Source organism: Oricola indica (assembly GCF_019966595.1).
GTDB classification, from domain to species: Bacteria; Pseudomonadota; Alphaproteobacteria; order Rhizobiales; family Rhizobiaceae; genus Oricola; species Oricola indica.
Map to the genome: position 1 here is coordinate 40969 of NZ_JAINFJ010000002.1, position 19956 is coordinate 60924.

Sequence of the window (19956 nt, forward strand, 5' to 3'; positions counted from 1 at the left end):
CTCTTGATGGAACAGAGCCCGGATAAATAGATGCCAGAAACCATGAAGCGCGGCGAAAAAGCCGGAAATTCGGCGGGCAAGAAAGCCGCTCCGCGCAAGGGCGATATACCGCCGACAAAGGAACGTATCCTTGACGCCGCCGAACGACTATTTGTCCGATACGGATACAAGGGCGTGTCCATGCGCCTCCTCACCCGGGAGAGCAAGGTCAATCTGGGCGCGGTACATTACCATTTCGGCGGGATGGAAAGCGTTCTCCGCGCGCTGTTTGAAAAGCACATCGTACCGCTCAATCAGGAACGTCACGAGCTTCTGGACAAGTGCCTGGCGGAGGAGGCCGACACTTATACGAGTGTTCGGAATTTGATCGAGGCCTATATCCGTCCTTCGCTGCGCTATCCAGCCAGTTCCAAGCCGCCCAAGAGCCTGTTCGCGAGGCTGCAGGCGCAGCTTTCCGTCGACCCCTCGCCCGAAGTCCGACGCGTCATCGACCGGGGATATGACGAGATCGGCACCAGGTTCGCCCGGATGCTGCGGGCGCATTGCCCTCACCTGGCGGACCATGAATTCTTCTGGCGATTGAACTGCTTGTACGGAACAATGTTCTACACCCAGGCCGATACCGGACGGACACAGAAGATCGCCGAACTCATGGGCGTCGAATTCGACCAGACCGACCGGGCGGATGACATCACGCTGATCGCCGGTTTCCTCGCTTCGGGATTTCTCGCGCCGGCCGTCGACACAAGCACATCGCCCGCCGCGACGGCAAAATCTCAATCCGGCAAGTCTTCGTCCGGCAAGTCTTCGTCCGGCAACGCAAAGGGCAAATAGTCCTCCGTTCGCGCCGTGTTGACGAGCGCGACCTCCCAATCGATGTAACCCTTCATGGCCGCCAGAAGATCCGCCGACCCGTCATAGATCGAACGGCGCATGTCTTGCGCGGGATGCAGTAAAGAGCGCGCGCCGGCCTCCAGCCCGAACCCGGCTTCGCACCAAGCCCGGTTGCCGCCGCGCAGCACTGCGACCGGTCCGGCAAAAAGCTCGGAGACCTCGGGTTTTGCCAGCATCGCGCGGACGCCGTCTTCACTGGTGAGCACGACAAGGCGGGGCCGGCCGAGCGTTTCAATCGCCTCGGCCGAAAGCTTCGACCGGATTGCGAAATGCGCACCCGGTACATGGCCCTTCTCATAGTCGAGGCTGGATGAGAGATCGATAACGGCGGCTTCCCTGCCGGCGAGCATTCGATCCAGCGCTTGCGGCTCCACCAGCTCGGCCGGATCGAACCCCGCCGGACATCCATTATCCTTGTCCGGTTCGTCCACAAGCGGCGGCTGAGGGCAGCGGTCCAGCGGGATCCAGGCGATGTCCCGCCATCCCATGCGCCACAACCAATATGCGGCGAAGGCGGCCCGGTCGCCCAGATCGTCGAAAAGAACGACTCTGGCGTTGCGGACGGCCATGAAACTGTCAGTTTCCTGCACCAGTTGCCCGGCCGGCGCATGGCGTGCCAGCGGATGATGCCCGGTATCGAATTCGGCCGCGGAGCGCACATCGAAGAAATAGGTCGCCCGGCTTTGGGAATGCGCGATCAGTTCCGCCAGACCGGTGTCGTCGATTTCCCGCGCCCCGCTCGCGCCATAGAGGCGGTCGAGTGCGAGACGCAGACCCGAGCCGGCCGGCTGAGGCTGCTCATGGGAAGCCTGTTCCGGGCCGGGGACCGTTTCCCGCCCCGATAATCGCCAGCCGATCGTCCCGTTCTCGAGCACCGAAACCGGATGGGGCAGCCCCGCCGCGACCACGGTCTGCGCAGCGATGATGCCGCGCGTTCGCCCGCCACAATGCAGGACGACCGACTGCCGGGCATCGGCGGCAATATCCGGCAAGGAACGCAGAAGCTCGCCCGCCGGAATGTTTATCGAGCCGGGCAAGGTCGATCGGCGGTATTCGTCGGGCGAGCGGACATCGACGACGATCACGCCTTCGCTCTCCTGTTGCGCGCCGGCGAGTTGTTCGGCTGTCACCGACTTCAGGCCGGCATCGTGCTCGACTACTTCGCCAAACAGCTTGCTGAAAGCGTGGATCCCGGTGAATGCGGAATAGCCGGCACCGACCCAGCCCGACAGCCCGCCGTCAAGAACGGAGACATCCTCATATCCGTGCGACGCCAGCTTTCGTGCCGCGCGAACGGCCAATCCGTTTTCCTCCGCCGCGTCGTCGTCCAAGACCACGACGGGCGACGCCTTGCACGGCACGAGCGCCGGGACAGCCATTTCCAGCGAACTCAACGGACAGGACGATGCCAGCAGCGCGTGGCCTTGGCAAAAATCCCACTGCTCGCGCACGTCAAGAAGGGCGATCTCCTCACCTTCCCGATAACGGCGCGCGACCTCCGGGGCCTCAATCCGCCGCACGTCCGGCCGCCAGATCGAAACGCCTGATGTTGGGCCGATGGGCGAAGTAGCTCCATTCGCCGGACGACTCTGAATAAAACATGCGCTCGGTCGTCTTCTCGAACGGCATGCCGTAACAGTGAAAACTGAAGAAGCGTTCCGGCGTCTTCTCGATGCGGATCGAATGCAAGTCCTCCGGCATCATCATGATCGCCGTTCCGTTCTCGACTACGCGGTGATCGGTGGCGACAGGCCGCACGTCGCCGTCGCGCGCGTAGAACTGGTTGAACTCGGCTCCGCGCAAACCGACGATGACCGCCCAGGTCGTATGGAAATGGACAGGCGTCGTCAGACCGGCGGGAGCGACACTGGCATAGAGCGTCGGCCCGTCATTTTCGCAGCGGAACAGCTCGAACATATTGGAATTGCGCTTCGGATCGTCCGGAGGCGCGAAATGCTCCGGCTGAAAGCATTCCGGATGTTCTGTCAGTCCGAGAAGCGTCTGCCCGACCTGATCGAGCCTGGCGCGATCGACCGCGTTCGACGAAACGATCGCGTTGACGCGATTCATCACGTCACTGACGAGTTTTTGACGTTCTTCCGTGATAGACGGCATGAGGCTCCCCCCGTTCAGTCGCAGTAATCGTCGACGAAATGATCGATGATGGCATTTGCGTCCGCATCGGCTTCGAGGCCGTTCTCCAGCGCCCAACGATTGTCGATCGCCTGCGGCCTGCCCTCGAATATCCGCGCGATTGCGGGGTCTGCCTTCCAGGACAGCGTTCCGACCTTACGGCCGCTTCTGTTTCCGACGGCGGCAGCCAGTTCGCTGACGCTGACATTGAGCGACGGCATGTTGATGACGCGGCCTTCCGTCAGCCGTTCGGCCGCGAGATCGTTGACGCGAACCGACATTTCGGCGGCTTTGTGCGCCGAGGTAACGGGCATCCGGAGTTCCGGATCGAAGGGAATCGCGAAATCGGCTCCAAGCATCGGTTCGCGAATGATGCCTGACATTGTTCCAGACACCGAGGCGTCGTTGCGCCCGGGGCGCGTCAAAACCATCGGATAGCGCAAGCCGCGCCCGTCAATCGCGCCAGCGCGCGAGAAATCGTCGATCAGCAGCTCCCCGATCGCCTTGTGGCTGCCATAGGAACTGACCGGCGCGTGACGGGTGAAATTGTCGATCGTGTCGTGACCGTTCGCGTAGACGCCGATCGAACTGGCGAAGAAGAATTTCGGCTTCGTGCCGAGCATGCGGCACCGTTCCAGCAGATCGATCGTCGCGCGTACGTTGAAGTTCAGCGCAGCGGAGAAATCCTTCGACGCATCGGCCTTGAGCATCGCGGCGAAATGAAAGACCGCACCGCATTCCGGCGTGATCACGGATTCCAGAATCTGCGGGCTGGTTATGTCGCCGACGACCTGCCTGACACGCCCGTCCGACGCCCATGACTGGGAAACGGCATTCAGGTCGGCGACGACGAGTTCGGAAATCTCCCGGGTCCGGCCAGATGAATCCGTGAACGACCCCTGCTGCAAGAGAACCCGCGCAACATGAGACCCGAGAAAACCACCGCCACCTGTCAAGACTACCCGCACATCAATCCTCCCAATCAGACCTTTTCGGGCGCCGCACCTCCCTGCGTCCGGCGCCACGCCAGACGCTAGCAGAACGATATTTTTCTATCAATCGTTTGTTTTAATTTTCGGCACCTTTGTTTCTTGAAATGGCGATGATATAACGTTTTTATGCGAGGTTTTGCCGATATGGAAAACTCTCGCAATTTCCATACGTTTGTATGAATTTTTGCGTTTCCGCATGGAGGAGAAAGCTTGAATAACGAAGCCAAGAACCCGATCCCGCCGCTGGTCTCGACGGACTGGCTGCTGGATCACCTGGACGATCCGGACATCCGGATTTTCGATTGCAGCACCTATCTTGCGCGCGATCCGGAAACGACGTTTCGCGAGGTTACGGGCGAGAGCGACTGGTGGAACGAACACATTCCGGGCGCCGGGTTCCTCAACATCCCCGAGGCGCTGTCGGACAAGACCAGCAGTCTGCGCCTGACCATGCTGCCTCCGGACGAGTTCGCACGGCGCATGGCCGCCTATGGCGTGTCGGAGGACACGCGGGTTGTGCTCTATGCGGCGGGCCAGATCATGTGGGCGACCCGGGTCTGGTGGATGCTCCGGGCGATCGGCTTCGACAATGCCGCGGTCCTCGATGGCGGTTTCCAGAAATGGAAGAGCGAGAACAAGCCGGTGTCGAACGCGCCGTGCCTCTACACACCCGGAACGCTCACTGCCCGCCCGCGCCCCGAGGCATTTTGCGACAGGCGAGAAGTCCTCTCCGCGATCGACGCACCCGGCTGCATTATCGTTAATGCGCTGCCGCCGGATCAGCACCGCGGCGAGTCGGATGTCAGCCACGGCCGACGCGGCCGGATCGCCTCCAGCATCAACGTCAACGCCTTCGACCTCATCAAGCAGCCCGACGGCACGTTTCACGGCACGGACGATTTGCGAAACCTGTTCGAGGAAGCCGGAATCGGAAAGGAAGACCGCGTGCTTTGCTATTGCGGCGGCGGCATTTCGGCGACCGGGGACGCATTTGCGCTCCTGATGGCCGGATACGACAATGTGTCCGTCTATGACGGTTCGATGAACGAATGGGCGAAGGATCCCGACCTGCCGATGGAGACCGGATAGGCCATCGCCTCGCAATGAGGGAACCCGCCGGCCAAGCCGGCGGGAGATCTCCCCTACTGCATGTAGGTGCCGCCGTTGACGTTCAGCGTGTGTCCGGTGATGAAGGCGGCCTGATCGCCGGCCAGGAAACGGATGGCGGCGGCGACGTCCTCGGGACGACCAAGACGCCCCAGCGGAACGACCTTGCTGAGAGCATCCCACTTCTCGCGCGGAATCATTGGCCCTTCGATCGGACCCGGCGCGACGCAATTCACACGAACCCCTTTCGGCGCCAGTTCCATGGCGAACGACTTGGTCATGGCGATCACGCCAGCCTTTGAAGAGACATAATGCGGCTTGGTCGCCACCGGATTGACCCCGTGCGCCGACGCGCCGACCTGCCCTGCCCGCGACGAGATCAGCACCACGCTGGAAGGCGCCGTGTCGACGAGCAGGTCCATCGCGGCCTGCATCAACAGGAAGCTTCCCGTGAGGTTGACCCGGATGACGTCTTCCCAGTCAGACAGCTTGATCTCGCCGGCAGGCACGGTTTCGCGGGTGATCCCCGCCGCATGCGCCAGGACGTGCAGACCGCCGGCCTGGCGAGCCGTATCGATCCACCGACGGCAGTCTTCTGCATTCGACACATCGCCACGCACGGATATGGCCCCGTTGCCGATCCGCTTGGCGAGTTCGGTGGTATCCACGACGTCCGCAAGAATAACGGTGTGGTCGCGACCAAAGTCCTCCGCCGTGGCCTTGCCGATATTGCTGGCCGCACCTGTCACCAGGGCGATTTTGTCTCCCGACATTCAATCCTCCAAAAATACAAATTGGTATCGCGGCCCCAGAGCCGCGAGAAAATGGTCAATCGTAGCTCACACCAAGACCCTCTGCCGGATCCATCCCGGTACCGTAGGGCAGAATCGGATAGCGGATGCCGACCTTTTCGAGTTCGGCAAGACCGACAATCGCCTCGATGAAATCACTTGGTGTCAAAGCAAACAGCATCTCGTCATCCGCCACGCCTCCAAAGCGCCTTTCGGCGAAACACGGGATCGAAAGGGAGGAACGGCCGCTCGCCAGCGCCTGCCCCCAGGAATCCGCGCAGGCGCTCTCGCCGGTGACGCTCATTTCGATGCGACGATAATTGTTGCGCTGGAGCCCGTTGATAAACAGGATCATCTGCGCAGGACTGGCGTAAAGCAGGATCGTGTCCGGCGGATCCAGGCGGGCTTTCGCCACCGGCGATGCCACAAGTCCCTGATAGCGCCCCTTTTCGACACGCGGCATCTGGTCCTGATGAAGACGCGCGGCTTCCTGATTGCCGAACCAGACGCCGTTCATGCGCTCTCCCGAAAGATGCTCATCGCTGGCCGCGGCGAGCCCGATCACGTCCGAACAGGTTGAATTGCGGATCACGGAATCGGACACGATCCCGAGCGTATAGCCGATCATTCGGCATTGGCTGACGAGCTGGCACGTCGTCAGCCGCCGCCCGCCGACCTTCAGCCGCAGACCGGGCGTCTCCATCATCTCTTCGCGACTCTCGAAGAGCTTCAGTCCGATCGGCTCCGTCCTCAGGCGCAGCAGGCGCACCAGTTCGGTGGAACGCTCCTTCAGTTCTTCCGCATTCGGGCTCATTTGAACATTTCCGTCAGCTTGAATTTCTGGGGTTTGTCGGAAGACGACCGCGGCAACGCGTCCACGAAATGGACCCGCTTCGGCACCTTGAAGCCGGCCAGCTGCGAGCGGCAGAAATCCCGGACCTCGTCCTCGGTCAGAGAGGCATTTTCGGTCGTTTCGACGGCGACGCACAGCATCTCGCCCAGATGATCGTCCGGAATGCCGAAGGCGGCGGCGTCGCGGATGCCGGGACACCGGATCACGACCTGCTCGACCTCCTGGGCGGCAACATTCTCGCCTCCGGTCTTGACCATGTCCTTGGAGCGGCCGACGAAATAGGCGAATCCGTCTTCATCGAAACGGAACAAATCGCCAGATTTGAGCCAACCGCCGTCCACAATCGCTTCGCTGGTCGCCGCCTCGTTGTTCCAGTAGCCCTTGAACACGACGGGGCCCTTGACCTGGAGCTCCCCGCTGTTGCCGATCGGGTCGAGCACCGCTCCGTCTTCATCGACAAGGCGATAGCGCACATGCCGCCAGCCATATCCCAGCGTCCCGGCGCGGCCTTCCAGCTCTTCGGTTCGCTGCGACTTGATGGTCGTGACACAGCTTTCCGTCATGCCGTAACCCCAGCCGAACTCCGCATTCGGGAAACGGGCGCGAATCTTTTCCTGACGCTCCTCGCTGAGAGGACCGGCAGCGGTCGACACGAATGTGGTGCCGGGGAAGGTTTCGCTGAGAAAATACGGATCCTCCGTCATCTTCACCCACATGGCGGATACCAGAAAGACGTGGCTCGGCTGAAAACTCCTGACCGCGTCAAGCACCGCTTCGGTCGAGAACCTGTCGACGATGAATAGCGCCCCTCCCGCATGCAGGAGCGGACCGTGCAGGACGCCAAAACCGGAAATATGGAAGAGCGGCGTCACGAGTACGGTCGAATGCGAAGGCCGCAACTCGCTTTCCATGATGTAGTTGATCGAATTCCAGGCGAGGTTTCCGTGCGTGAGCATGGCGCCCTTGGGACGCGACGTGGTGCCGGACGTGTAGATCAGCATCGCCACGTCATCCGTGGAAATGCAGCCATACTGCACCTGCTCGTAATCGCGCGCAGCGCGCCATTCAGCGACGGCCTGCGGCGACGGAGTTGCGCAATAGGAGCGTATCTCCTCGACCCGGGGCGGATTGGCCATACCGGACAGCGCCTCGGCAAGAAGCGGAGCATACTCCTCCCCGCACAACACAAGCGATGGCGTTGAGTCATCGACGAGGAAACGCAGTTCGTCGGCGGAGTAGCGGGTATTCGCCGGAACCATGATGCAACCGTTCAGCGCAGTCGCATGGAGAAACGCGATCGTTTCGATGCAGTTGTCGGCGAGGATGACAACCCGATCACCGAAACCGACGCCGTCTCCGTCAAGCCTGACGGCAATGCCGTAGATGTAGTCGACGAGTTCGCCGAAATTGAAGCTTCGACTCCGATCGCGAACAGCCAGTTTCCCGGGCCGACGGAGCGCATGCCAATTCAATGTCTGAAAGATATTCAAGCGAAGGTTTCCTCCCAAAACACTCCCGGCCGAAAACGCTACCGCAGCACCGCGCCGGGCCTTGATCGATGATAGAAAACTGTGATTGATATGTAAACAAACGTTTGTATTAATTTTCATCGCTACGAGACAGCGATGGACGCGAGGGAGAGAGACGATGTCGAACACAAACGGGCGCTTGCCCGCCAGAAGCACCGCGTGGCTCGAGGACAATCTGGCCGACCCCGGCCTGCGGATTTACGACTGCACGGCCTACCTCCGGCCTGACCCGGAGACCGTTTTCCGGGTTGAAAGCGGGCGCGAGGAATGGGCCCGGGCCCATATCCCTGGCGCGAACCATGTCGATATCGAGAAGGATATTTCCGATGCCGACAACCCGCTGCGCTTCACCATGCCGAAACGCGCGGACTTCGCGGCGGCGATGGGGGCGCTGGGCGTCGGCGACGATACCGAGGTCGTGCTCTACAGCGCGACCCATTACATGTGGGCGACGCGCGTCCTCTGGATGCTGCAGGATATCGGCTTCTCCAACGCCTCCATCCTCGACGGCGGTCTGCCCAAATGGCTCCGGGAGGGTCGCCCCATGACCAGCGAAGCACGGCCCTACGCACCGGGAAAACTCACTGTCCGACCGGCCGGCACACGCTTCGTGGGCAAGGATGCGGTCCTGTCCGCGATCGGCGGCTCCGGCGCGGCGCTGGTCAACGCGCTGCCGCCGGGCCAGTTCCGAGGCGATCCGAACGAGACCAATCACGGCCGGCTTGGCCGCATCGCGTCGAGCATCAACATTCCCGCCAATGCCCTGCTCGATCCGGAGGAAGGGATCCTGCGACAGATCGACGAAATCGCCGACATGGCGGCCGGCGCGGGACTTTCGCGGGACCAGCCCGTCATCTGCTATTGCGGCGGCGGCGTGTCGGCGACCTGCGTCGCGATTGCGCTTCAGGCGTGCGGATACGACGACGTCAGCGTCTATGACGGATCGATGAACGAATGGGTGCAGGATCCGGATCTTCCGATGGAAATCGGCTGACATGACAATGCCGGCGGCTCGCGCCGCCGGCATCGAAAAGGCTGACATGGTTTGTGTCGGCCCCGAGGAATTCAGGCCTCGGCAGCCGGTTTCTGCGTCTCGGCGCGCGCACGGCCGAACCACGCCGCGGCAAAGCCGGCCACGGCGGCGGCACCGCCGACCGAATCCGTGAACACACCGGGGCTCAGCAGCATGCCGCCCGCCAACAGGAAGAGCGCGCGCGGCACCATGCCGATCGGACCGACACGATAGGCCCAGCCCTCCATCGCCTGCGAGATCAGCACGATGCTGATGCATGCCGTGACCACGGCCGCGACACAGTCGATGAACTCTCCATGCAGGATCAGTTCGGGATTGAGCGCGAACATGAACGGCAGCACGAACAGAATCGCGCCGATCCGCATGCTCTTGAAGCCCACCGGCATGGTTTTGGTGCCCGCCACGCTCCCTGCAGCCATCGCACCGAGTGCGACGGGCGGCGTGATGAAAGACAGCATGCCCCAGTAGAGGATGAACAGATGCACGGCCATCGGGTCCAGCCCCTGCTGGACCAGTGCGCTCGGCAGGATCGTCGCCAGCAGCAGATAACATGCGGTGATCGTCATCCCCATGCCGAGAATGAAGCTGGTGATCGCGCCAAAACCGAGCAGCAGAAGCGTGTTGTTGCCACCGAAAAGGATCAGCTCGCGCGAAAAGGCCGCGCCGACGCCGGTGAAGGTCAACGCCCCGATCACCATGCCGATGCCGGCCAGGATGGCGAAGATATTGACGATGGTCCGGATGCTCTCCCGGACCAGCTTCAACAGGTCAAGCAGACCGATCTGGCGGCGCAAGAGCGACACGCCAACGACGAAAACCGTCGCATAATAGGGAGCATAGGTTTCCAGGCGCATGCCGATCAGAAGGTAGGTCAGCAGAACGAGCCCCCCGAGATGATGCCAGCCGCGTCCCAGCACCTCCCACACACTCGGCAGGTCCTCCATCGCGGGAACCGTCAGCTTCTTGCGCGCGGCGAACATGTCCACCTGCAATACCAGGGCAAGGTAGAACAGGATCGAGGGCACCAGCGCGGCGATCGCGACTTCGACATAGGACACCCGCAGGAAGTCCGCCATGATGAAGGCGACCGCGCCCATGACAGGCGGCATGAGCGTACCGCCCGTCGAGGCGCAAGCCTCGACAGCGGCGGCATAGGTCGCCGGATAACCCGCCTTGCGCATCGCGGGGATCGTCAACCGCCCGGTTGTCACGATGTTGGAAAGCACACTTCCGCTCAGCGAGCCGAACAGCGCGCTGGACATGATCGCCACCTTGGCGGTGCCGCCGCGCGTGCGCCCGAGCAGAGCCATGGCGATGTCCATGAAGAAACGCCCGCCGCCGGTGACGATCAGGGACGCGCCGAAAATCAGGAACCCCATGAGGACGGTCATGACAACCCTGATCGGCTGGCCGAGAATGCTTTCCGCGCCAAGAGCGTGCTCGCGCAGCACCGTGCCGACATCCAGTCGCGGCGCCCAAAGAAAGCCCGGCATGAGGTGCGCGATGATCGGATAGGCCCCGAAGATCGCGCAAACCACAAGAATGACCGTGCCGCCGACGCGGCGCACAGCCTCGAGCGCGAGCAGGCACAACAGGCCGCTCGCCACCGTCGCCGCAACTGGCGAGCGATAGACCCAGCCAAGATTGACGATGTTCTCGCCATTCAGCGCCAGGTAGCCGCAGGTCGCGGCACAGCAGACAAAAAGCAGCCAGTCATACCAGGGAACGGCACCGCTGGCCGTTTTTCTCGCCGGGTAGAGAAGGAAGGTGATCGACAGGAACAGGACCATCTCAAGATAGAGAAAAACGTTCTCCACCAGGACGATGCCCATTATCCGGAGCCCAAGAATGTGATTGAGCGCGACCAGTATCCCGGCCGCACCCATGAATAGCGCGATCATGTCCGGGAAACGCCGAAGATTTCGCTCCTGCGCCTCGAAAGTGAATTCTGCTGATTCCAATTTCACAATCCTGTGCGTTACGGACTCCGGCTGGCATGCTTACCTGCCCGGAGCACAGTGGCCACGCGATAAAGCCCGCCCGGGCTCATGCCAAGCTGACGCAGGGTTGGCCGGTCGCGGCGGATTTCGAAGGTTGAAGTCGCGACCCGCCGTCTTTCCGACGGCGGGTCGCCAGCCGGTCTTGGGACTAGCTCGTACGATATTCTTCCCAGAATTCGGCCCAGGCTTCGTCATCACTGCCCGTATAGCCGGCAGCCTTTTTCTCTTCGAGCCAGGGACCAAAAGCCTCCGTCGCCGCATTCCACTTCGCCTTGGCTTTCGCGAGGCGATCGAGGCGCTTTTCCTGCCAGGCGCGGTCTTCGTCCGTCCAGACACCTTTCTCCTCGAGATAGCGCACCGCGCCTTCGTGGAAGGGAACGTCCGCCGGAGAATGACCTGCCTTGGAGATATGAAGGTTGCCTATGTCGGGATGCGCATTCTTGTAGATGTCGTAGGATTCATCGAGCGCCTTGATGAAGGCGTATACCTCGTCAGCGTCACGCGAGTCGTAACAGGCGACCTGCGGATACTTCCAACCCATGATGTCGACCGGATTCTCTTTCGACATCGCCTCGCCATTCGTGTCGTGACGCGGCGTGATCGCCGGCATGATCGCCTGCAGGCGCGCCCAGCCTTCCTTGTCGTCCGGCGGGAACTCGACCCAGCGCAGGCCACGCGACGAAAGCTCGACTTCCTTCATGGCAGGAGAGTTGGTCGTGTAGGTGACGACGTCGATTTGGTTGTTGATCAACCCCTCCTTGGAGCCGACCGACGAATTGCTGAGCCAGACAACCTCGACATCGTCGCGCGTCAGACCCGCGAAGGCGAGATAGGCATCCGTCTTCACATTCACCGACGGGCTACCCTTCACATAGCCGACGCGCTTGCCCTTCAGGTCCTTGGGATAGAAGATATTCGCGTCTTTCGCGCTGGCCAGCGCCAAGGCTTTCGGCGGCGCGAGCACCATGCGCAGATCCTGCGGCCCGCCCCAGTCGCGCGTGCCGAACTCAAAGGCGGCTTCCGACGCAAAGAACAGCTCGTTGGCCGCGAAGGTGTAATCGGCCCCGCCGAGTTTCAGCGGCAGGACAAGAGCCACGCCATTGGCCGCGGGAGAAATCCTGACCCGTGATGACGTGGTCTTCTGCAGCGCATCCGCCACCGCGGTGGCGATGATATTGCCGGACCCGGTGCCGTGGCACTTGAAGATGAGTGTATCGGCCATGCCCGTCGCCGCCCTGGCGACATGCGGTGCAAAAACCGCTCCGGCGACGCCGGCGCCGCCGAGCTTGAGTACGCTGCGGCGTGATACGCCGGCGCTGCCCTTTGAATCGCGCATAGATTCCTCCCAAAAATGTTCGTTTGTCGAGCGTGATCCTCTTCACGCAGCTGAACGTTAACGGAGCCCCATTTGTGTGTCAAACGTTTGTTTGAATTTTCAAACTCTCCGACCCGCCGCATGCTCAAAATCCCCTCGTGCCGAACCTCCTGTCGGATGGCGCCAGATCGTGCGCCCCTCCCCCGATTAAGTGGTTTCGGTCTTCCGATATGGCGATGTACGAAACCTCACAACTGTCGGCCAAGTATGGCCCGAGCTTCGATCGCAATGCGTGGACGAATGGCGGAAAGACCCACATGGACGGGTTGCGCGGGCGTGGGCGGCCGGTTCGCATCGAGAGCGTCGGCGGAACCGTTCTCCTCGTCCGCGCCGACCTGCACCGCGACGGACTGATCTTCCCTCCATATCGCTACGGGCTGGAGAGCCCCGTCATTCGAGACGTTCACCCGGTCTGGGGAAAAGGTGAAATCGAGACCGAGGGGCTTGCGGCCATGGCACATGACATGGGCGTGCAGTGCTGGGGACTGCCGGACCTTCAGGTCGTGCACGCCTGACAATTCGGTGTCGTCTTGTGCCGGATCAGCCCAGTTCGAATGTCGTGATGCCGAAAATCCGGTCGAGCGGGAGGTGCGGATCGGGGCCCCGATACATGCGGGCTGTTTCGAACACTGGCGCAAGGCCGGCGCGCACGGCCATCGCGACCGCGGCCGCGTTGTCTTCCGGCGTGTCCAGCGAGACTTCCGCCTGCCGCGGCATCGTTTCCACGAGCATGGCGAACAAGGCCTCCGCGATTTCGGGTCTGTCGGCGAAAAGCGAGCCGATCTTGTAGCCCGTCCGGCATGTGCGGATCGTCCCGTACCCGACCATCCGGCCGTCATCGATGGCGACGAGGCTTTGGCGCTGCGTGCCGTCCGCCGGCAAGACCCAGTCGGTCACGAAGGCGTCCCGGCCGGCGGGGAAATGCGCCCGGTCATAGGCGGCAAGCGCCGAAAGATCGTCCACACGGACCGGCCTGATTTCGCAGCCCGGCGAGCCGGCGGACATACGCTTCGGCACGCCGGTGTGGCGGATGTTGCGCCCCGCCAAGACGAAACCGCTCCTGCGATAATTGTCCTGCTGCGCAACCACCCCGTCCAGCCCGATGACGCGGTCGCCCAGATGCGCCATGCCCGCATTCCAGGTCGTCATGCCGGCACCCAGCCCGCGATGGCCGGGCCGGACGATATAGAAACCGAGGAACCCGAATTCCGCGCCGTAGCGCACGACGGATATCGACGAAACCGGCTCGCCGCCGGCAAAGCCCATCAGGAACCCTTCAGGGTCGGCGGCATGGAAGGCTGCAAGATCGTCGAGACCGGGATTCCAGCCTTCCTGCGCCGCCCATTCGACCGCGACCGCGAACTCGTCGAGGCTGGCAGGCCGAATATCGAGGCCCTTCATGCCACGCGGTCTCCGCGATCGGGACCGGCCCAGCGGTCGGCATTGGCCGCGCGCAACGCTTCCGCGAAGGCGACCGCGGCCGCCACGCCGTCGATGACAGGCAGCCGGAAGCGGTCGGAGAGTGTCTTTGCGAGATCGGCCATGCCCGCGCATCCAAGCACGATCGCATCGGGATTGTCATCCGCGACGGCCCGCGCGATTTCCGCGGCGATGATATCGCGGGAATCATCCTTCGCCGTTTCAAGTTCCAGCACGGGCACTTCGGACGCGCGCACCTTTCGGCAGCGCGACGCGAACCCATAGGCTTCCAGATTGGCTTCGAGCACGGGCACGGATACGCCGAGCGTGGTCACGACCGAAAAGCTCTCTCCGACCAGCATCGCCGCGTGAAACGCCGCCTCCCCGATCCCGATCACGGGAATCGGCGACCGGCGTTTCAGGGCCATCAGGCCCGTATCGTCGAAACAGGCGATCACGCAGGCGTCGTAGCCCCCCTTTTCGATGACTTCCGCATCGAAAAGCCGGAACAGGCCCGGCAAGGCGGCCGCGCCATCCTCGGCACCCTGAATGGCGGGTGGCGTGTCGGCCGGATTGATTGCCGTGATCCGTGTTTCGCCCCGTGCGGCGTCTTGCGCCGCCTTCCCGATCGACCGCGTCATTGCCGCGGTCGAATTGGGATTGATGACGAGAATGTGCATCAAACCATGCCCTTGCCCGCATCCGAGCCCTGGCGCGCCCGCCGGCGATTCATGATCACCACCGTGACAAGGAACACGGCGATGATAACGAGGGAGAATGCCGTGGTCAGCGTGCCGAGCGCAAAGATGACCGGCGTGGTGACATTCGTGGTCATGCCGTAGATTTCGAGCGGCAGCGTGTTGTAGCTGCCCGCCGTCAGCAGGGTCCGCGCGAACTCGTCATAGGAGAGCGTGAAGCCGAAAAGCGCCACGCCGATCAGCATCGGCGCAATGATCGGCAGGACGACATGCCAGATGGTCTGCCATGCGGTTGCGCCCTGATCGCGCGCCGCTTCCTCGTAGGATTTGTCGAAGCGATTGAAGACCGCGAACATGATCAGGAGCCCGAAGGGAAGTGTCCAGGTCAGTTGCGAACCGTAGCCCGATGTCGACCAGTGAATGTCGAGGCCGGACTGCGAGAAGATCAGGCCGACACCGAGCGAGATCAGGATCGAAGGAATCACCAGCGAGGTGATGATCAGGTAGAAGATGATGCCCGAGCCGGGAAATCGCTTGCGGAAGGCGAGACCGCCCATCACGGAGACGACGACGGTGGTCACCATGACCATCAGGCCGAGCACGAAGGACCGCGCGAAAGAGCCCCAGATATCCCCGACCGCCTGCTGCTGGAAGAGTTCGTGGAACCAGTGCAAAGACACGCCCCGCATCGGGAAGGTCAGACCGCCCTGCGGACCCTGGAAGGACAGGATCGCGATCGTGACCGTCGGGCCGTAAAGGAAGATCAGGAAAGCGCCGAAGACAGCGGCCATGACGTAGAAGGAGCGAGGCCTTTTTTCCATCTCAGAGCTCCTTCCTGATGTCGACGAAGCGCAGCAATATCCCGATGACGATCAGGACCGTGATCAAAAGGATGACCGCCGTGGCCGCCGCTGACGGATATTGCAGCAGGGCGATGTCGTTGGAAATCAGCCGGCCGACATTCGCCTTCTGGCTGCCGGACATGAAGCGCACCGTGATGAAGTCGCCCATCACCAGCGTGACGACGAAGATCGACCCGATCATGATGCCTGGCTTGGTAAGCGGGATGATGACGTTGGTCAGGGTCTGGAAACCCGTCGCGCCATTGTCGTAGGCGGCCTCGATCAGCGACTTGTCGATACGCATCATGGTGTTGAAGATCGGCACCACCATGAACAGCGTGTAGAGATGCACGAAGGCGAGGATCACCGAGAAATCGGAGAAAAGCAGCCATTCCAGCGGTTCATCGATCACACCCATCGAGATCAGCGCCGAATTGGCGATGCCGTTTCGTCCGAGGAACGGAATCCACGAAATCATGCGGATGATGTTCGATGTCCAGAACGGGATGGTGCACAGAAGGAAGAGTACGATCTGCCATGTCAGCGTGCGGACGTGGAACGCCAGGAAATAGGCGATCGTGAAGCCGAGAACCAGCGTGATGGCCCAGGTGATCACGGCGTATTTGATGGTGTTGAGAAACACCGAATAGGTCACCGGCGAGGTGAGCAGAAATTCGTAATTGTCGAACTGGAAAGCCGGATAGATCGAGAATTCGGTCGCGCCCCAGAAACTGACGATGACGATCATCACGATCGGCAGCACAAGGAAGAAGAACAGGACCAGCGTCAGCGGCAGCGAAAGCAGCCAGCCGGTCACGGTGTCGGAGAGACCGAGCGATTTGCGCGCCTTCCCCGGTGCGGAAGTTTGGGCTTCGAGTGCCATGGTTTGCGTCAGATCCGACATGGTTTCGCGTTCGGCAGTTTTGTCGGCGCCCCGGCATAGGGAAGACCGGAGCGCCGCAATCTCATCGCGTTACGCCGCGATGAACTCGTTCCACTTGCGAACCATGTACTGGTTCTCGTCCATGACGGCGTTCCAGCAGGCGACCGAACCCATACGGTCGTAGAAGGAACCACCATCGCGCGTTTCGCCGGCCTCGGCCAACTTGTCGCCGGTCGGGCTGGTGATGACGTCCGTGGCTTCCTTGCCCTCGAACCAGTAGCCCCACTCGTTCTCGCTCATGAACTCCTTGGAGGTCTCCGGCACCGCGGAGTAGTAGCCCTGGCGCATCAAGTAGCCGCCGACCCAGCCGGAAAGGTACCAGTTGATGTACTCGTAGGCTGCATCGAGCTCGAGACCCGAAAGCGATTTCGACAAGCCGATGCCACCGCCCCAGGACCTGTAGCCTTCCTTCAGCGGCTGGTAGACGCAGGGAATGCCGCGGGACTTCACAGCGGTGATTGCCGGGGACCACATGGACTGGATCACCACCTCACCGGAGGCCATCAGATTGACGCTCTCGTCGAAGGTCTTCCAGAAGGCGCGGAACTGACCGTCCTTCTTGGCCTCGGTGAAGATCGCCATGGTCTTGTCGATCTCTTCCCTGGTCATGTTGCCCTTGTCGCCATACTGGATCTCGCCCATCGCCTCGCAGACCATGGCCATATCCATGATGCCGATCGAGGAGATATCGAGGATCGACGCCTTGCCCTTGAACTCGGGGTTCAACAGCTCGGTCCAGCTCTCGATCGGACGACCGATCAAGTCGGGACGGATACCCAGCGTGTCAGCGTTGTAGATCGTCGGGATGAGCGTCATCCAATTTGTCTGCTCGTCGGCGAAAGTCGTGGCGCCCGGCTCGGGAATGAAGCCTACCGTGTGCGGCGCGGTGCCTTGGGCGATTTCGCTTTCCGGGGTCAGCTTGCCGCTTTTGAAGATGCCGACGATCTTGTCGTAATTCTTGATCTTCGACACGTCCATCGCCTGCAGGTTGCCTGTCGGCCAGACCTTTTTGCAGATCCAGTATTCGATATCGGCGATGTCGAACGAGTCGGGCTGGGTCGCCGCACGCTGCGTGACCGCGTCGGAATCGAGCGCCGTCATTTCGAGCGTGAAGCCGAGGTCTTCCTTCACCTTCTGGGCAACGTCATTGAGGTTGGAGACGCCGGTGCCGAACTGGCGCAGGGTCACGTCCTTGATGTTCTGCGCCCAGATGGTCGGAAATCCGGTGATCGCGCCGGAACCGACAGCCGCACCGGCGGTGGCGGCAGCGCCCTTGAGAACAGAACGTCGGCTGACGCCCTTCTTTTCCTGTTTGATGCTCATGGTGGGGGCTCCTTTTCCCTTCCAGTGGCTGGCCGGCGACCGCATGCCGCAGGCCCTTTGCGGCTTACGCCGCAAGCGAGTGGGCATCCTCCGGCTTCCACGACAGGAAGACGGATTGGCCGATTTCTATGGGATTGGCGAAGAATGCCGTGTCGCCAACGGTCACGTTCAATTCACCGGTAGCTGGCGCCTCGACGGCGACGTTGACGCTCGTGCCGAGATATTCGACCGCGCGCACGACGGCCGACAGCGCGGCATCCGGGGTCTGCTCCTGATGCAGGAATATCCGGTCGGCGCGCACCGCAAGCTTGCCGCCCTCGCCCGCCATGATGTTGTGGCCGCCGATGAAGCGCGCGACGAATTCCGTGCGCGGCGCGTCGAAGACCTCCTGCGGCTTGCCGTCCTGCTCGATGAGCCCGCCATTCATGACGATGATGTGGTCGGCAAGCGCAAGCGCCTCGTCCTGGCTGTGGGTGACGTGGATGAAGGAGATGCCGAGTTCGCGCTGCAGGCGTTTCAGTTCGGTGCGCATGCGCAGTCGCAGAAACGGATCGAGCGCGGACAGGGGCTCGTCGAGGAGCAGGATAGACGGCTTCGTGATCAGAGCGCGGGCAAGGGCGACGCGCTGCTGCTGGCCGCCGGACAATTGTTCAGGCAGGCGCTCGCCATAGGCGGACATGTCGACGAGTTCCAGCAGTTCGCGGGCGCGTTCCTGCCGGGTGCCCTTGTCGACACCCTTCATCTTCAGGCTGAACGCGACATTTTCGGTGACGCTGAGATGCGGGAACAGCGCGTAGCTCTGGAACATCATCGCCGTGCCGCGTTTCGCCGGCGGCAGATCGGTGATGTTGTGCCCGTCGAGGACGATATCGCCCGATGACGCCGTTTCGTGGCCGGCGATCATGCGCAGCGTCGAGGACTTGCCGCATCCGGACGGGCCAAGCAGGCAGGTATAGGTTCCGCCCGGTATCTTCTGGTCAATCGCGTCGACGGCGATCGTGTCGCCATAGCGTTTTGTCAGGCTGACAAGTTCAAGCGCCGACTTATCGGACATGGGCAGGCTCCTTGCGCATCTGCATGACGCGTTGCAATCGCTGTGCCAGAAATCGCAAATCTCGTAATTATCTGATTTTAAACGATTATAATTTCACCTTCGACATTCCGATTTCGGAATGTGCCCGATTTTTAATCATGTCGGATACATCTTGCGCAATTTTTGTATACGATTTTTCCGTTGATTGAATCGCTCCACGGGCGTATCTCAAGGCTTCCGGCATAAGCTCTACCGACATCCAATTCGGGGAACCGACCTCAGATGAATCCTGGTGTGATCAACGGCACCTACTCCCTTCCTCCGGGACGGGCGCTGGAGATTTGCCACCAGATCGAGGGCGCGATTCTGCGCCACCGCATTCGCCCCGGCACGAAGCTGTCCGAGGACGAGGTCGGCGACACGTTCGGCGTCAGCCGCACGGTTGCGAGGACCGCCCTGCAGGCGCTGGCGCATGGCGGTCTCGTGACGATCGAGCGCAATCGCGGCGCCTTCGTATCGAGGCCGACAATCCGGGAAGCGCATGAGGTGTTCGAGGCGCGTACGCTGATCGAACCGCGCATCGCCCGCATGGCCGCGAAAGCGATGACCGATGAGGCGCTCGGCCGCCTTCAGCGTCACATCGACGCCGAACATGATGCCTTCGCAAAGGGCGAAATGGGGCTGGCCCTATCGCTGTCGGGCGCGTTCCACCTCGCCATCGCCGAAATCGCCGATCAGAAAGTTCTGACCCAGATCCTTCACTCGCTGGTTTCGCGATCGTCGCTGATCATCGCGCTCTACTGGAAACGCCCGGACACGGCTTGCGAAAGCCATTCGCACCACGCCCTGCTCGATGCCTTCTTGCGCCGCGACCAGTCGGCGGCCGAAGAGATCATGAACAGTCATATCGTCGATCTTCACTCCGGCCTCGACCTCATCGACCGCGATGAGAACGAGCCGTCGCTCGCGGACGTCTTCGCGACGAGCTGAA

At 61.8% G+C, this 19956-nt stretch carries 19 protein-coding genes; 5 read left to right on the forward strand and 14 right to left on the reverse strand.

The annotated features are described in order from the left end of the window. Nucleotides 1-30 precede the first annotated feature (30 nt). Nucleotides 31-834, forward strand: coding sequence for a TetR/AcrR family transcriptional regulator (locus LC343_RS05710; protein WP_223476152.1), 804 nt, complete (start codon nt 31-33; stop codon nt 832-834). Here LC343_RS05710 and LC343_RS25225 read toward each other — a convergent pair. From LC343_RS25225 to LC343_RS05725, 3 genes are read right to left on the reverse strand one after another with little or no spacing between them, the layout of a single operon-like run. After that, nucleotides 777-2414 carry a rhodanese-like domain-containing protein gene (locus tag LC343_RS25225; RefSeq protein ID WP_223476153.1) on the reverse strand — a complete coding sequence of 546 codons (1638 nt, stop codon included), beginning with the start codon at nt 2412-2414 and terminating at the stop codon, nt 777-779. The two genes, LC343_RS05710 and LC343_RS25225, sit on opposite strands and share 58 nt — an antisense overlap. Continuing rightward, entirely contained in the window at nt 2401-3009 is a 609-nt protein-coding gene (locus tag LC343_RS05720; protein WP_223476154.1) for a cupin domain-containing protein, read from the reverse strand. The genes LC343_RS25225 and LC343_RS05720 overlap by 14 nt, the downstream gene beginning before the upstream one ends. Before the next feature lie 14 nt (nt 3010-3023). Then, entirely contained in the window at nt 3024-3995 is a 972-nt protein-coding gene (locus tag LC343_RS05725; RefSeq protein ID WP_223476155.1) for an NAD-dependent epimerase/dehydratase family protein, read from the reverse strand. Nucleotides 3996-4229: 234 nt separating this feature from the next. Here LC343_RS05725 and LC343_RS05730 point away from each other — a divergent pair, with 234 nt between their 5' ends. After that, the gene (locus tag LC343_RS05730; protein WP_223476156.1) at nt 4230-5108 is read left to right on the forward strand and encodes a sulfurtransferase; all 879 of its coding nucleotides are present in this window, start codon (nt 4230-4232) and stop codon (nt 5106-5108) included. Between the two features lie 53 nt (nt 5109-5161). On the opposite strand, the gene LC343_RS05735 is transcribed toward LC343_RS05730, so the two are convergent. Genes LC343_RS05735 through LC343_RS05745 form a run of 3 tightly spaced genes read right to left on the reverse strand, consistent with a single transcriptional unit; the run spans nt 5162 to nt 8260 of the window. Further along, nucleotides 5162-5899, reverse strand: coding sequence for an SDR family NAD(P)-dependent oxidoreductase (locus LC343_RS05735; RefSeq protein ID WP_223476157.1), 738 nt, complete (start codon nt 5897-5899; stop codon nt 5162-5164). Between the two features lie 55 nt (nt 5900-5954). Then, the gene (locus LC343_RS05740) at nt 5955-6731 is read right to left on the reverse strand and encodes a DUF169 domain-containing protein (protein ID WP_223476158.1); all 777 of its coding nucleotides are present in this window, start codon (nt 6729-6731) and stop codon (nt 5955-5957) included. After that, nucleotides 6728-8260, reverse strand: coding sequence for a class I adenylate-forming enzyme family protein (locus LC343_RS05745; RefSeq protein WP_223476159.1), 1533 nt, complete (start codon nt 8258-8260; stop codon nt 6728-6730). The genes LC343_RS05740 and LC343_RS05745 overlap by 4 nt, the downstream gene beginning before the upstream one ends. Before the next feature lie 157 nt (nt 8261-8417). Here LC343_RS05745 and LC343_RS05750 point away from each other — a divergent pair, with 157 nt between their 5' ends. After that, nucleotides 8418-9293, forward strand: coding sequence for a sulfurtransferase (locus LC343_RS05750; protein WP_223476160.1), 876 nt, complete (start codon nt 8418-8420; stop codon nt 9291-9293). Between the two features lie 71 nt (nt 9294-9364). Here LC343_RS05750 and LC343_RS05755 read toward each other — a convergent pair whose 3' ends face one another. After that, entirely contained in the window at nt 9365-11293 is a 1929-nt protein-coding gene (locus LC343_RS05755) for a TRAP transporter permease (RefSeq protein ID WP_223476161.1), read from the reverse strand. A 187-nt stretch (nt 11294-11480) separates the two neighbouring features. Continuing rightward, nucleotides 11481-12668, reverse strand: a complete 1188-nt coding sequence (locus LC343_RS05760; RefSeq protein WP_223476162.1) for a TAXI family TRAP transporter solute-binding subunit — start codon at nt 12666-12668, stop codon at nt 11481-11483. Between the two features lie 215 nt (nt 12669-12883). On the opposite strand from LC343_RS05760, the gene LC343_RS05765 reads away from it, so the two are divergent. Beyond that, entirely contained in the window at nt 12884-13222 is a 339-nt protein-coding gene (locus tag LC343_RS05765; RefSeq protein WP_223476163.1) for an ANP1/MMN9/VAN1 family protein, read from the forward strand. Nucleotides 13223-13247: 25 nt separating this feature from the next. Here LC343_RS05765 and LC343_RS05770 read toward each other — a convergent pair whose 3' ends face one another. From LC343_RS05770 to LC343_RS05795, 6 genes are all read right to left on the reverse strand, one after another. Beyond that, nucleotides 13248-14108 carry a GNAT family N-acetyltransferase gene (locus LC343_RS05770; RefSeq protein ID WP_223476164.1) on the reverse strand — a complete coding sequence of 287 codons (861 nt, stop codon included), beginning with the start codon at nt 14106-14108 and terminating at the stop codon, nt 13248-13250. Further along, nucleotides 14105-14806 carry an aspartate/glutamate racemase family protein gene (locus LC343_RS05775; protein ID WP_223476165.1) on the reverse strand — a complete coding sequence of 234 codons (702 nt, stop codon included), beginning with the start codon at nt 14804-14806 and terminating at the stop codon, nt 14105-14107. Before LC343_RS05775 ends, LC343_RS05770 begins: the two co-directional genes overlap by 4 nt. Further along, nucleotides 14806-15645 carry an ABC transporter permease gene (locus tag LC343_RS05780; protein WP_223476166.1) on the reverse strand — a complete coding sequence of 280 codons (840 nt, stop codon included), beginning with the start codon at nt 15643-15645 and terminating at the stop codon, nt 14806-14808. Before LC343_RS05780 ends, LC343_RS05775 begins: the two co-directional genes overlap by 1 nt. Nucleotide 15646: 1 nt before the next feature. Beyond that, nucleotides 15647-16549, reverse strand: a complete 903-nt coding sequence (locus LC343_RS05785) for an ABC transporter permease (protein ID WP_428982523.1) — start codon at nt 16547-16549, stop codon at nt 15647-15649. Nucleotides 16550-16639: 90 nt separating this feature from the next. Next, on the reverse strand, nt 16640-17932 hold the full coding sequence (locus tag LC343_RS05790; protein WP_223476168.1) for an ABC transporter substrate-binding protein: 1293 nt from the start codon (nt 17930-17932) through the stop codon (nt 16640-16642). 64 nt (nt 17933-17996) lie between these two features. Beyond that, nucleotides 17997-18986: an ABC transporter ATP-binding protein gene (locus tag LC343_RS05795; RefSeq protein WP_223476169.1), complete on the reverse strand. Its 990-nt coding sequence runs from the start codon at nt 18984-18986 to the stop codon at nt 17997-17999. A gap of 261 nt (nt 18987-19247) precedes the next feature. Between LC343_RS05795 and LC343_RS05800 the strand changes: the two genes are divergently transcribed. Further along, nucleotides 19248-19955 carry a GntR family transcriptional regulator gene (locus LC343_RS05800; protein ID WP_223476170.1) on the forward strand — a complete coding sequence of 236 codons (708 nt, stop codon included), beginning with the start codon at nt 19248-19250 and terminating at the stop codon, nt 19953-19955. Nucleotide 19956 lies beyond the last annotated feature (1 nt).

Bases quoted from the DNA above. Each gene is read 5' to 3' on its own strand.
- LC343_RS05710 (WP_223476152.1), top strand. From the start codon at position 31: ATGCCAGAAACCATGAAGCGCGGCGAAAAAGCCGGAAATTCGGCGGGC.
- LC343_RS05720 (WP_223476154.1), bottom strand. From the start codon at position 3,009: ATGCCGTCTATCACGGAAGAACGTCAAAAACTCGTCAGTGACGTGATG.
- LC343_RS05735 (WP_223476157.1), bottom strand. From the start codon at position 5,899: ATGTCGGGAGACAAAATCGCCCTGGTGACAGGTGCGGCCAGCAATATC.
- LC343_RS05740 (WP_223476158.1), bottom strand. From the start codon at position 6,731: ATGAGCCCGAATGCGGAAGAACTGAAGGAGCGTTCCACCGAACTGGTG.
- LC343_RS05750 (WP_223476160.1), top strand. From the start codon at position 8,418: ATGTCGAACACAAACGGGCGCTTGCCCGCCAGAAGCACCGCGTGGCTC.
- LC343_RS05760 (WP_223476162.1), bottom strand. From the start codon at position 12,668: ATGCGCGATTCAAAGGGCAGCGCCGGCGTATCACGCCGCAGCGTACTC.
- LC343_RS05765 (WP_223476163.1), top strand. From the start codon at position 12,884: ATGTACGAAACCTCACAACTGTCGGCCAAGTATGGCCCGAGCTTCGAT.
- LC343_RS05770 (WP_223476164.1), bottom strand. From the start codon at position 14,108: ATGAAGGGCCTCGATATTCGGCCTGCCAGCCTCGACGAGTTCGCGGTC.
- LC343_RS05775 (WP_223476165.1), bottom strand. From the start codon at position 14,806: ATGCACATTCTCGTCATCAATCCCAATTCGACCGCGGCAATGACGCGG.
- LC343_RS05780 (WP_223476166.1), bottom strand. From the start codon at position 15,645: ATGGAAAAAAGGCCTCGCTCCTTCTACGTCATGGCCGCTGTCTTCGGC.
- LC343_RS05785 (WP_428982523.1), bottom strand. From the start codon at position 16,549: ATGGCACTCGAAGCCCAAACTTCCGCACCGGGGAAGGCGCGCAAATCG.
- LC343_RS05790 (WP_223476168.1), bottom strand. From the start codon at position 17,932: ATGAGCATCAAACAGGAAAAGAAGGGCGTCAGCCGACGTTCTGTTCTC.
- LC343_RS05795 (WP_223476169.1), bottom strand. From the start codon at position 18,986: ATGTCCGATAAGTCGGCGCTTGAACTTGTCAGCCTGACAAAACGCTAT.
- LC343_RS05800 (WP_223476170.1), top strand. From the start codon at position 19,248: ATGAATCCTGGTGTGATCAACGGCACCTACTCCCTTCCTCCGGGACGG.